Source organism: Shewanella sp. 10N.286.45.A1, from assembly GCF_041470405.1.
Classification (GTDB): Bacteria; Pseudomonadota; Gammaproteobacteria; order Enterobacterales; family Shewanellaceae; genus Shewanella.
The window spans coordinates 1-11,523 of record NZ_JBFRMK010000061.1 but is presented as its reverse complement, the minus strand read 5'-3'; the positions used below and the strand labels follow the sequence as shown (position 1 = coordinate 11,523).

Below are 11,523 nucleotides of genomic sequence, written 5' to 3'. Positions count from 1 at the left end.
ACCGTGAAAGATCAACAGCCCTAGTATTTCCAAGTTAGCAGCCACTATGCTCTGTAAGATAGAGGGGAGCATTGTTGGCTGTGGCTTGTTGGTACCGGAAGTAGCATAAATCATCTCTGACTTTGCCATCTCGGTTATCGTCATAACCTATGTAGGTATAGTTTACACTTTGCTCTTCAATAACAAATACATCATCAAGTACAATCCAATTTTCAATGTCGGTGTTATCTAAATAGCCTGATAATAGCCGTGTTTCAAAGCTGCCATCACCATCAATGTCTACATCGATGATATCATCTCGGCTGCTGTGTGGTCTTACTCCTAGGCCGGGCATTTGCGACTTAGCATAGACCAACTGATTGGCGGTTTTTACGCTGGCCTCTATCTGATTGACAGCTTCTGTTTTGGCTTCAGTGGACAAACCTATAAATTTTGGCGCAACAATCACAGCCAAAATACCGAGAATAATAATGACAACGACTAACTCAATTAATGTAAATCCATTTTTCAAACTAATTGATCTCAATGTTTAAACTTCCTAAATATACCTATTGCTGCAAGTAAAAAACTTATAATGAGTATTGGCCACTGCCCTATATAAGTAAACAATGTATGGCCTTTTACTAGGGGGATATCGGCAGTAAGCACTCCGGCTTCAAACTGTGGTAGCTGGTGGGTAATATTACCGTGTTCATCGACTACCGCTGTGACGCCATTATTGGTGGCGCGCACAAGTGGTCTGCCGAGTTCTACCGAGCGCATCTGAGCTATTTCCATGTGTTGCAGCGGTCCATTTGAAGTGCCAAACCAAGCATCATTAGACACTGTTAATAACAGATCGGTATGGTCGTTCATGTTAGCCCGTAATTGCTCTGGGAAGGCTATTTCATAACAAATAGCGGGTGATATCTGATGGCCTACAGCATTTAAGTTGTCTTGTTTATAATCACCGCGATCAAAAGATGACATCGGTAAATTAAAAAACGGGGCAATGGGTCGGAGTAGAGACTCAAATGGCACAAATTCGCCTATTGGAAGTAGGTGGTGCTTTTTAAATTCGTTACCCTCTTCGCCGTAATAATCGGCTCGCTCTTGTTGCTTAGCGCCGTAATTACCAAGAACAATAAGAGAGTTGTAATAATGATTACCACGCTGACTAATGATGCCAGTAACGATGGCGCTATCATTTAAGTTAGCGGCTTGATTAGCATTATAAAGAAAGTCTTTAACCATATGTTCAGGCGCAGGAACTGCTGCTTCTGGCCAAACGATAAGATCGGCAGAAAACTCCGGTCTGGAGAGATCCATATACTTGAGCATGGTTGGCCAAAGTGCATCAGGCTCCCATTTCATACTTTGGGGAATGTTGCCTTGTACTAACGCTACGCTGAGGTTTTCACCTTTAGCTTCAACATTTGAAGTCAATGGTGCAATAAAAGTCAGCACAGCAAGAGTCGGTACCACAACCAGCAAACTACGCCAGCGTTTAGCTGCTGCAAGCGCCAGCGCTCCCGCGAGTAGAGCCACTATAAAGCTTAGGCTCAAGGTGCCAGTCATAGAGGCGATAGGCTTTAATGGACCTTGGGTTTGACTATAACCAGCCCATAACCACGGAAAGCCAGTTAACACCCAACCTCTAGCCCACTCGGTGAGTGTCCACAGCGCAGGAAAGAGCATTAGATTTCGACTTAGGCCGGTATTTGGCGATAGCTTTTGCAGTAGGTAACCAGTAATAGCAGGGTATATCGCCAGATAAAGTGCCAATAGAGCCATTAAAGCAATTGACGCTATTAGCGGCATACCACCAAAGGTATCCATACTGACATGCACCCAACTAATGCCTAAAGCAAAACAGCCGAAGCCAAAGCTTAACCAGTATTGCATGCCCTGTTTTGCCGATAAGCCTGCACTTTGATGCAGCGCAAATGCCATGGCAATTAAATACAATGGCCAGTAGGAGTATGGAGCAAAAGCAAGAGCGGTCATGGCGCCAGCCGCAAAGGCTAGCACCAATCTAAGATAGGTATGATGGGCGGCTGCCCGAAATTTATTCAGCATACTGCCTCATCATGGGGGCTGTAGACGGGTTATTGCTAGGCAATAGTCTCGCTTACAGTTTTATCAGGAAACTTCACTCGTAGTTGTATTAGTCTACGAGTATCTGCATTAACGACTTTAAATTCTATACCTTCAATCGTGACCTTCTCATCACGTTCTGGCAAATGGCCAAAGGCATGAGAAACTAAGCCACCGACGGTATCAAACTCTTCATCACTAAATTGTGTAGCGAAGGCTTCATTGAAATCATCAATAGGAGTCAATGCTTTAACCATAAAGACCTGTTTAGCGACTTGCTTGATTTCAGTCTCTTCAGCAGAGTCATGATCAAACTCATCTTCAATATCACCGACAATTTCTTCAAGGATATCTTCAATGGTTACCAAACCTGATACACCACCGTACTCATCGACAACAATCGCCATATGATATCGTTGAGAGCGGAACTCTTTTAGTAGTACATCGACTCGCTTACTTTCAGGGACAACCACAGCTGGGCGGATAACTTGGCCAAGCTCAAAAGGTTTTTCACTGTTCTTAAAGCCATACTGAAGCAGATCTTTGGCGAGTAATATACCCTCGATATGATCTTTATCTTCATTGACAACGGGAAAGCGGGAGTGTGCTGAGCCGATAACAGTAGAGAGTAGCTCTTCTACCGTATTGTCTATTTGAAGTGCAACGATTTGCGCGCGTGGGATCATAATATCCCGCACTCGAAGATCGGAGACCTCTAAAACACCTTTAATCATTTCACGCGTATCTTCACTGATCACTTCACGCTGCTCTGCATCGTGAATCACATCAACCAAGTCTTCGCGATTTTGGGGTTCGCCCTGGAATAACTGACTTACTTTGTCCAACCAGCCCTTCTTTTGGGCGCTGGTACTCGGGGGGATATCGTCACTCATAGTTTTTTATCGACTCATTTGAGTCAATTATTGCTCCTGATAAGGATTGTTATAACCAAGGCTTTCAATTAGTTGGGTCTCTAAAGACTCCATCTCTTCAGCCTCAATATCTTCAATATGATCATACCCTAGCAGATGGAGACAACCATGTACAACCATGTGTGCCCAATGTGCGTTAAGGGGTTTATTCTGATCAATTGCTTCTTGCTCTACTACCGCAGCACAAACGACTAAGTCGCCTAGCAGTGGTAGCTCTATGCCTGGTGGTGCTTCAAACGGAAATGACAACACATTAGTCGGTTTGTCCTTTCCGCGATAGGTACTATTGAGCATCTGACTTTCTGCTGTATCAACAATGCGAATCGTCAACTCAGCTTGGTCCATGCTATCTCTGAGCGCTGTTTTTACCCAAAGTTCCATCTCTTGTGCTGACGGAAGTTCAAATCCCTCTACTGCGACTTGCAGATCGAGATCGACACTCGTAGCTGTATCAGTCATGGTTTGGCACTTCCTGTAGTTGATATTGGCTATCTTTGTTGCCTTTACTTGTCTGAGTTTTTAAGTCGAAGGCTTCATAGGCTTCAACAATCCGCGCAACAACAGGGTGGCGAACCACATCTTTTGCTTGGAAGAAGTTAAAGCTAATTTCACTCACCTCTCCTAATACTTCAATTGAATGACGTAGTCCTGATTTTTGATGTTTTGGCAGATCGATCTGAGTGATATCGCCCGTAATCACCGCGCGAGAATTAAAACCTATTCGCGTTAGAAACATCTTCATCTGCTCAACGGTCGTGTTCTGACTCTCATCGAGGATGATAAAGGCATCGTTTAAGGTACGTCCGCGCATATAGGCAAGTGGTGCGACTTCAATAACGTTACGCTCAATAAGGCGTTCGACTTTCTCGAAGCCCATCATCTCAAACAATGCGTCATAAAGAGGACGTAGATAGGGATCGACCTTTTGACTTAAATCTCCCGGTAAAAAACCGAGCTTTTCGCCCGCTTCAACAGCAGGGCGGGTTAAGAGAATTCGGCGCACCTCTTGACGTTCCAGCGCATCGACGGCCGCTGCGACCGCTAAATAGGTTTTACCAGTACCGGCAGGACCAATACCAAAGGTAATATCATGGGAGACAATATTACGCACATAATCACTCTGATTTGGGTTGCGCGGCTTAATCACCCCACGCTTAGTTTTAATATAGAGTTCCTTCTCATCGCGAGGTGCTTCTAAGTCCAATGCAACAGCTTCTTGAATCGCAAGGTGCACGGTATCAGGTTCAAGATCCGGTGTACTACCTCTAAGGGGTTGTGTCTCTATATATAAGTCTTTTAACAAGTTATTAGCGGTTAGACAGTTCTGCGGCGCGCCAACAATCTGAAAGTGATTGTTGCGATAGCTGATCTCTACACCAATACGGCGTTCCAATTGTTTAATGTTGTCATCAAATGGACCGCAAAGTGAGGCTAGTCGGCGTGTTTCAGCAGGCTCTAAATACAGGTTGAGCGTCGTTAACTTGTTTGACAAAAAATAACTCCAAATTTAAGAATATTATTGCTAGCACTCTAGTTTACGAGCGATATTCAATAATTGCGAATGGTATTTTTTAATGGTGATACTAACGAAAAAAGCGGCATCAAAAATGCCGCCCTATCTTACTATTTACTTGTATCTAATCAGCCTATTAAGACGGGGTATACTGGGTGACGCCTAAGGCATCATCTTGTTTGTATTTTGCCATAATATCAGACGGACGTAGGTCGCGGCGTAAATCCATCTCATCTTCAGCGCGAATGAACACTCCGCGAAGTGAGTTGGTATAAACATCGACAATCTCTACATCGACAAAACCACCGATATGCTCAGGCTTGCCTTCAAAGTTAACCACACGACTGTTTTCAGTACGACCACGCAGCTCCATCGGGTTTTTAACTGACGGACCTTCAACCAATATACGTTGAACAGTACCGACCATGTGGCGACTGTAACGCATTGCTTGTTGAGTGATTCGATCTTGCAAGATTGCTAAACGTTCTTTTTTCTCTTCTAACGTCACGTCATCAGGAAGATCGGCAGCAGGTGTACCTGGTCGAGCGCTATAGATAAAGCTAAAGCTGTGATCGAATTGGATATCTTCAATTAGCTTCATCGTGTCAGCAAAATCTTGCTTTGATTCACCAGGGAAGCCAATGATGAAGTCAGAACTTATTTGAATGTCTGGACGCGCTTTACGTAGACGGCGAATAATTGACTTGTATTCAATTGCCATATGGCCACGTTTCATCTGCGTTAAAATCAGGTCAGAACCGGACTGAACAGGCAGATGCAAGAAGCTTACTAATTCAGGAGTGTCTTCATAGACATCAATAATGTCCTGAGAGAATTCAATCGGATGGCTGGTGGTAAAACGTAAACGGTCAATACCATCGATTGCTGCAACATAACGCAGTAGCTCGGCGAAAGTACAGATCTCATCATCATGAGTTGCGCCGCGGTAAGCATTTACGTTCTGCCCGAGAAGGTTAACTTCACGTACACCTTGGTCGGCTAACTGTGCAATCTCTAGAATGATGTCGTCTAACGGACGGCTAACTTCTTCGCCGCGAGTATAAGGTACAACACAGAAAGAGCAGTACTTACTGCAGCCTTCCATAATTGATACGAACGCGCTAGGGCCGTCGGCACGTGGCTCGGGTAGACGATCGAATTTTTCGATTTCTGGAAAACTAACATCAATAACGGCTTTTTTGCCATCTTTAATCTGATCGAGCATTTCAGGCAAACGGTGTAGCGTTTGTGGACCAAAAATAAGATCGACACTCGGAGCTCGCTCTTTAATTGCTTTACCTTCTTGTGAGGCAACACAACCACCCACGCCAATAATAAGCCCAGGTTTTTTGTCTTTTAATGTTTTCCAACGCCCTAGCTGATGAAAAACCTTTTCTTGTGCTTTCTCACGAATAGAGCAGGTGTTTAAGAGCAACACATCTGCTTCTTCTGCTTCATCTGTTAGCTCATAGCCTTCGTATTCGTCGAGAAGGTCTGCCATCTTTGATGAGTCATACTCATTCATTTGACAGCCCCAAGTTTTAATATGGAGTTTTTTACTCATCAGTTTGTATCACTCTAGAGGCACCGAAAAAATAGCGCAATATTTTAACGCTAATACAAGCCGCTGGCTAGCATTTAGCCTATGTTTGAGTGAATTTATTCTGCTGAGGTCATTACCCCTGTACTTGCTAAGGATTTATCATGTTGTTGTTCCATTGAGAGCTTATTACTAATAAGGCTCTGTTCTTTGGCCATTTGTAGACTGCTCATGCGGGCTTGAATATAGATGTCTGCAAGTAATTGAAGGTTAAAATTACTGAGCATTCAGTTGTATATTGATAAGCTGCATATTCAAGTGGTGCTCTATATACGACCGACATATGCTCCATATCTTGGTGGTCATTTGCAGCAAGGGCTGTAAAAGGGCTTATTGATGCGACGATTAGTGCTGCGTAAATTGACTTTTTCATACATCCTCACTCATTCCGTTGGGGGTTATATTGATGTGACAACTTGAGTCTATGATATGGTTTGTATGTTGACCGAGCGGGATGTAACCAGTTGTAAGCAGATAGCGTCTCAGACACATTTTAATACGTTAGAGCTGGCTGAGACATCAAAAGACATATTCAGAGCTATATTTTCCGGCGGTAGTTAAAAGAAGCGCGACTTTAGATCAATTTTTGTGTAGCAAAGAGCAAGTAAAGTCAGTTTTGAGTGTAAACTGACGCCAATATCAATAACTGGTGTCACCTTTTTGGAGTTTGGTTCTGTGGAACAGCTGAAGAATAAGAACGATAAATATGATGCAGTTGTCGTGGGCGGCGGTATGGTTGGGGCGGCGACGGCGATTGGATTAGCGCAATTAGGGCTAACGGTCGCTGTAGTAGAAGCGTATGCTCCGAAGGCTTATAAAAGCAAGCAACCACTTGATTTAAGAGTCTCTGCGATTAGCGCTGCATCAGAAGAATTACTTTCACGGTTAGGTGCACTGGAGTCTCTACAAACCATGCGTCAAGTGGCCTATAAAGGTCTTGAAACATGGGAACTTGATGGTTGCATTACTCAGTTTCACAGTGATCAAATAGGCGCTTCACATCTAGGACATATTGTCGAAAACCGCTTAATTCAACTGTCGTTGTGGGAGCGTATAACACAGTTAGACAATATCAGCCTCTATTGCCCTGTAAAAATCCATCAGCTGCAACGCAATCATGGTGATGATGCTATTGAGGTTTCTTTAGAGGATGGGCAAGTGTTCTCGACGAAGCTGTTGATCGGTGCTGATGGCGCTAATTCTTATGTCAGACAATGGGCGAATATCGGCATTACAGGCTGGGATTATGCGCAGTCGGCAATGCTTATCAATATTGAAACTGGCTGTGAAGAACAAGATGTGACTTGGCAGCAGTTTACGCCTCACGGCCCGCGATCTTTACTACCACTACCGGGTAACAATGCCTCATTAGTTTGGTACGACGATGCCAATCGTATCGCACAGTTATCTCAATTAAACAATAATGCCTTGAAAAAGCAGATAGACCAATATTTTCCTGCCCGATTAGATCGTGATTTTAAGGTAGTAAACAAAGCCAGTTTCAAACTCACTCGTCGCCACGCACAGCGCTATTACAGTGACAACTTAGTGATCCTTGGTGATGCAGCACACACCATCAATCCATTAGCGGGGCAGGGAGTCAACCTTGGTTTTAAGGATGTAGATGCGCTTATCACTACCATTGAAGCTCAACTGCAAAAAGAATCTTGCTGGTGGAACTCTGAAGTTCTTAAGCAATACCAAGGGTGTCGTTACCGAGATAATCAGTTAATGATGTCTGCTATGGATATGTTTTACGCCAGCTTTAGTAATGATATTTTGCCTCTGAAGCTATTAAGAAATAGCGCGCTAAAACTGGCAAATATAGATAGTCCTATTAAGAAGTATGTACTGAAATACGCTATGGGCTTTTGAGTACGTTTGAAAGCGAGTTTGGCCAACGCAAAGCAAGTAATGTTTTCCGTTTTCTATGAGAACTGACGATAGAAAATTAAACCGCAGAGACATTTTTAACAAAGATGAAAAGGTCTATTTTGCGTATAATTTGTTGGCACGGGCTTTGAGTGCTAAAATGCCGCGTTTTTAATTTTGTCGTCATGTTATTTTTACCACGATAAAATCTAATTTAAGGCAATACAGACTGAGTATTATGAGCAATATTAAACTTATTGTTGGGTTAGCAAATCCCGGCGCACAATATGAACGAACACGTCATAACGCTGGGGCTTGGTATGTTGAAGAGCTCGCCAGAGTATGTGGTACGAGCTTAACATTAGACAGTAAGTACTTTGGCATGACAGCAAGAGTGACGCTTCATGGTAAAGATGTACGTTTATTGATCCCGACGACCTTTATGAACTTAAGTGGTAAGTCAGTTGGTGCATTGGCAAATTTTTTCCGCATTGCCCCGGAAGAGATTTTGGTTGCTCATGATGAGCTAGATATGCCGCCAGGAGTGGCTAAATTTAAGCTCGGTGGTGGCCACGGTGGGCATAATGGTCTAAAAGATATCATTGCTAAACTAGCTAACGATAAAGGCTTCTACCGCTTACGAATAGGCATTGGCCATCCTGGTGATAAAAATCAGGTTAGCAATTATGTGCTCAGTAAGGCGGCACCAACGGATCAAGAGTTAATGGACGCAGCAATAGATGAAGCTGTCCGCTCTACAGAAATATTATTTAACGAAGATATGGCAAAGGCGATGCACAGGCTGCATTCTTTTAAAGCATAAACAAATGCTTGGGGTTATCTCCAAGTGATTCATTGATATAAAGGTAACAATATGGGTTTCAAATGTGGCATCGTAGGCCTGCCAAATGTTGGTAAATCAACACTTTTTAACGCGTTAACTAAAGCAGGCATCGAAGCGTCAAACTTCCCGTTCTGTACAATTGAGCCAAACACAGGTGTTGTGCCTGTACCTGATTCAAGACTTGATGCGCTAGCTGAGATAGTTAATCCAGAGCGTATCATGCCTACAACAATGGAATTTGTAGATATTGCAGGCTTAGTTGCTGGGGCTTCAAAAGGTGAAGGTCTAGGTAATAAATTCCTCGCTAACATTCGTGAAACGGATGCTATTGGCCATGTTGTACGTTGTTTCGAAGATGACAACATCGTTCACGTTGCTAATAAAGTCTCACCTGCGAGCGATATTGAAGTTATCAATACCGAACTGGCATTAGCTGACTTAGATTCTTGTGAGCGTGCTATCACTCGTCAAGCTAAGCGAGCTAAAGGCGGCGACGCTGATGCTAAGTTTGAAGTTGCAGTGCTTGAGAAAATGCGCCCGGTATTGGACGAAGGTAAAATGTTGCGTTCAATGGAGTTGAGCAAAGAAGAGTTAGCTGCAGTGGCTTACTTGAACTTCTTAACCATTAAACCAACAATGTACATTGCTAACGTTGCTGAAGATGGATTTGAAAATAATCCACATTTAGATACAGTGCGCGCTATTGCTGCTGAAGAAAATGCAGTTGTTGTTGCGGTTTGTGCTGCAATCGAGTCTGAACTTGCTGAGATGGACGCCGAAGACCGTGATGAGTTTATGGCTGATCTTGGTTTAGAAGAGCCAGGTCTAGATCGTGTTATTCGTGCTGGTTATGACTTATTGACACTACAAACCTACTTTACCGCCGGCGTAAAAGAAGTGCGTGCCTGGACGGTTAGAATCGGCGCTAGCGCACCACAAGCAGCTGGTGTTATTCACACTGATTTTGAACGTGGCTTTATTCGAGCGCAAGTTATGGCATACGAAGACTTTATCACTTACAAAGGTGAAGCTGGCGCGAAAGAAGCGGGTAAGCTGCGCGTTGAAGGTAAGACTTATGTCGTTAAAGATGGCGATGTGATGCATTTCTTATTTAACGTATAAGTTTATTGCGGCGCAATCGCCGCACTAAGATAACGAAAAACGCGGCGCTTGGGCTTCCCCTCAGGCGCCGCGTTTGTATTTAATAGCAGGCCAGTTTGTCCATTTTGGTGGCTAAGCTTCGGCTTTGATTGAATTTCGAGCATTCTTTTTTTCACTTTTAGCGATAGTGCACCTGTTTGAACTGCTTTTTTTGTGGTCGAATTATTTAAAATTAGGATATATTGCACATCTGTTGCCCAGTTTGGCGAAGTAATAGCCTAACAGTGTGTTTAGTTTAAAATAGCGAAAAAAAGCAGTTGACCTGCATACTCTGAATAAGCATAATACGCCCCGTTCCTCAGCAAGAGGGACAGATAAGTAGATGGCAATGTAGCTCAGCTGGTTAGAGCACAGCACTCATAATGCTGGGGTCGCAGGTTCAAGTCCCGCCATTGCTACCATCTTCTCTGGATGTTAAGTCCCGACAATATGGCTACCATCTCCTCTAGATGAAAAATAGAGAATGGCCGATTAGTTGATTTAATAAATCAGAAATATGATTGGCATCATCTTAATCTAGATGTAAAATTGATTATCATCTTATCTAGATGTAAAACTTGATGCAGTGCGGAAGTGGTGGATGTTGATATTAGACACGCTATGACTGACTACCATCTTAATCGAGATGTAAAATCGATGCAGTGCGGGAGTGGTGGAATTGGTAGACACGCCAGATTTAGGTTCTGGTGCCGTAAGGTGTGAGAGTTCAAGTCTCTCTTCCCGTACCATTTATTTTAAAGTAATGAGCTTCTGCTTGTTATTAGCAAGAAAGATTAATTGGGATATCGCCAAGCGGTAAGGCACCGGGTTTTGATCTCGGCATTCCCAGGTTCAAATCCTGGTATCCCAGCCATCTTTGGCAATGTAGCTCAGCTGGTTAGAGCACAGCACTCATAATGCTGGGGTCGCAGGTTCAAGTCCCGCCATTGCTACCATCTTTCTCAAGATGTAAAATATGAGTTTGTAGCAATAACGGCACGTAAGTCCCGGCTATATGGCTACCATCTTTCTCGAGATGTAAAATATGAGTTTGTAGCAATAACGGCACGTAAGTCCCGGCTATATGGCTACCATCCTTCTCATGATGTAAACTTGAGTCATCTTAATCGAGATGTAAAATCGATGCAGTGCGGGAGTGGTGGAATTGGTAGACACGCCAGATTTAGGTTCTGGTGCCGTAAGGTGTGAGAGTTCAAGTCTCTCTTCCCGTACCATTTATTTAAAGTAATGAGCTTCGGCTTGTTATTAGCAACAAAGATTAATTGGGATATCGCCAAGCGGTAAGGCACCGGGTTTTGATCTCGGCATTCCCAGGTTCAAATCCTGGTATCCCAGCCATTTTTAAAAGGTTGATTTATTGACCTTGTCAGCATAACAAAAAGTAATTCGTTGCTTGGTGTTATAATGATGAAGTAGGGCAACCTACAGTAAAGTTCGATGCGGGAGTGGTGGAATTGGTAGACACGCCAGATTTAGGTTCTGGTGCCGTAAGGTGTGAGAGTTCAAGTCTCTCTTCCCGTACCAT

9 protein-coding genes and 7 tRNA genes are annotated in these 11,523 nt (G+C 43.5%); 10 read left to right on the top strand and 6 right to left on the bottom strand.

Going from position 1 to position 11,523, the window contains the following annotated elements; translation table 11 throughout:
• Positions 1-34: 34 nt before the first annotated feature.
• The 6 genes from AB4238_RS05475 to miaB form a co-directional block, all read right to left on the bottom strand.
• Positions 35-526 (bottom strand): type II secretion system protein, encoded by a 492-nt coding sequence (locus AB4238_RS05475; RefSeq protein WP_372032093.1) that lies wholly within the window; start codon positions 524-526, stop codon positions 35-37.
• Positions 523-2,058, bottom strand: a complete 1,536-nt coding sequence (lnt, locus tag AB4238_RS05470) for an apolipoprotein N-acyltransferase (protein ID WP_372032091.1) — start codon at positions 2,056-2,058, stop codon at positions 523-525. The genes AB4238_RS05475 and lnt overlap by 4 nt, the downstream gene beginning before the upstream one ends.
• Before the next feature lie 35 nt (positions 2,059-2,093).
• Positions 2,094-2,969 (bottom strand): CNNM family magnesium/cobalt transport protein CorC, encoded by an 876-nt coding sequence (corC, locus tag AB4238_RS05465; protein WP_248975871.1) that lies wholly within the window; start codon positions 2,967-2,969, stop codon positions 2,094-2,096.
• 27 nt (positions 2,970-2,996) lie between these two features.
• Positions 2,997-3,467 (bottom strand): rRNA maturation RNase YbeY, encoded by a 471-nt coding sequence (gene ybeY, locus AB4238_RS05460; RefSeq protein WP_372032089.1) that lies wholly within the window; start codon positions 3,465-3,467, stop codon positions 2,997-2,999.
• Complete coding sequence (locus AB4238_RS05455; RefSeq protein ID WP_372032087.1) at positions 3,460-4,500, bottom strand: PhoH family protein; 1,041 nt, start codon at positions 4,498-4,500, stop codon at positions 3,460-3,462. Before AB4238_RS05455 ends, ybeY begins: the two co-directional genes overlap by 8 nt.
• A 157-nt stretch (positions 4,501-4,657) precedes the next feature.
• Complete coding sequence (gene miaB, locus AB4238_RS05450) at positions 4,658-6,085, bottom strand: tRNA (N6-isopentenyl adenosine(37)-C2)-methylthiotransferase MiaB (RefSeq protein WP_371991905.1); 1,428 nt, start codon at positions 6,083-6,085, stop codon at positions 4,658-4,660.
• 768 nt (positions 6,086-6,853) lie between these two features.
• Here miaB and AB4238_RS05445 point away from each other — a divergent pair.
• The 10 genes from AB4238_RS05445 (at position 6,854) to AB4238_RS05400 (ending at position 11,522) form a co-directional block, all read left to right on the top strand.
• Positions 6,854-7,996, top strand: coding sequence for an FAD-dependent monooxygenase (locus tag AB4238_RS05445; protein WP_372032094.1), 1,143 nt, complete (start codon positions 6,854-6,856; stop codon positions 7,994-7,996).
• Positions 7,997-8,231: 235 nt separating this feature from the next.
• Positions 8,232-8,816 (top strand): aminoacyl-tRNA hydrolase, encoded by a 585-nt coding sequence (gene pth, locus AB4238_RS05440; protein WP_372032085.1) that lies wholly within the window; start codon positions 8,232-8,234, stop codon positions 8,814-8,816.
• A 51-nt stretch (positions 8,817-8,867) separates the two neighbouring features.
• A complete protein-coding gene (ychF, locus tag AB4238_RS05435; protein ID WP_372032083.1) occupies positions 8,868-9,959 on the top strand; it encodes a redox-regulated ATPase YchF in 1,092 nt (363 codons plus the stop codon).
• Between the two features lie 363 nt (positions 9,960-10,322).
• Positions 10,323-10,399: transfer RNA gene (locus AB4238_RS05430), tRNA-Met, on the top strand.
• 242 nt (positions 10,400-10,641) lie between these two features.
• Positions 10,642-10,726 (top strand) — tRNA-Leu (locus AB4238_RS05425).
• Positions 10,727-10,776: 50 nt separating this feature from the next.
• A tRNA-Gln gene (locus tag AB4238_RS05420) sits at positions 10,777-10,851 on the top strand.
• Positions 10,852-10,856: 5 nt separating this feature from the next.
• Positions 10,857-10,933 (top strand) — tRNA-Met (locus AB4238_RS05415).
• 194 nt (positions 10,934-11,127) lie between these two features.
• A tRNA-Leu gene (locus AB4238_RS05410) sits at positions 11,128-11,212 on the top strand.
• 49 nt (positions 11,213-11,261) lie between these two features.
• Positions 11,262-11,336, top strand: a tRNA-Gln gene (locus AB4238_RS05405).
• A 101-nt stretch (positions 11,337-11,437) separates the two neighbouring features.
• A tRNA-Leu gene (locus AB4238_RS05400) sits at positions 11,438-11,522 on the top strand.
• Position 11,523 lies beyond the last annotated feature (1 nt).

Bases quoted from the DNA above. Each gene is read 5' to 3' on its own strand.
- AB4238_RS05445 (WP_372032094.1), top strand. From the start codon at position 6,854: ATGGTTGGGGCGGCGACGGCGATTGGATTAGCGCAATTAGGGCTAACG.
- lnt (WP_372032091.1), bottom strand. From the start codon at position 2,058: ATGCTGAATAAATTTCGGGCAGCCGCCCATCATACCTATCTTAGATTG.
- pth (WP_372032085.1), top strand. From the start codon at position 8,232: ATGAGCAATATTAAACTTATTGTTGGGTTAGCAAATCCCGGCGCACAA.
- miaB (WP_371991905.1), bottom strand. From the start codon at position 6,085: ATGAGTAAAAAACTCCATATTAAAACTTGGGGCTGTCAAATGAATGAG.
- corC (WP_248975871.1), bottom strand. From the start codon at position 2,969: ATGAGTGACGATATCCCCCCGAGTACCAGCGCCCAAAAGAAGGGCTGG.
- ychF (WP_372032083.1), top strand. From the start codon at position 8,868: ATGGGTTTCAAATGTGGCATCGTAGGCCTGCCAAATGTTGGTAAATCA.
- ybeY (WP_372032089.1), bottom strand. From the start codon at position 3,467: ATGACTGATACAGCTACGAGTGTCGATCTCGATCTGCAAGTCGCAGTA.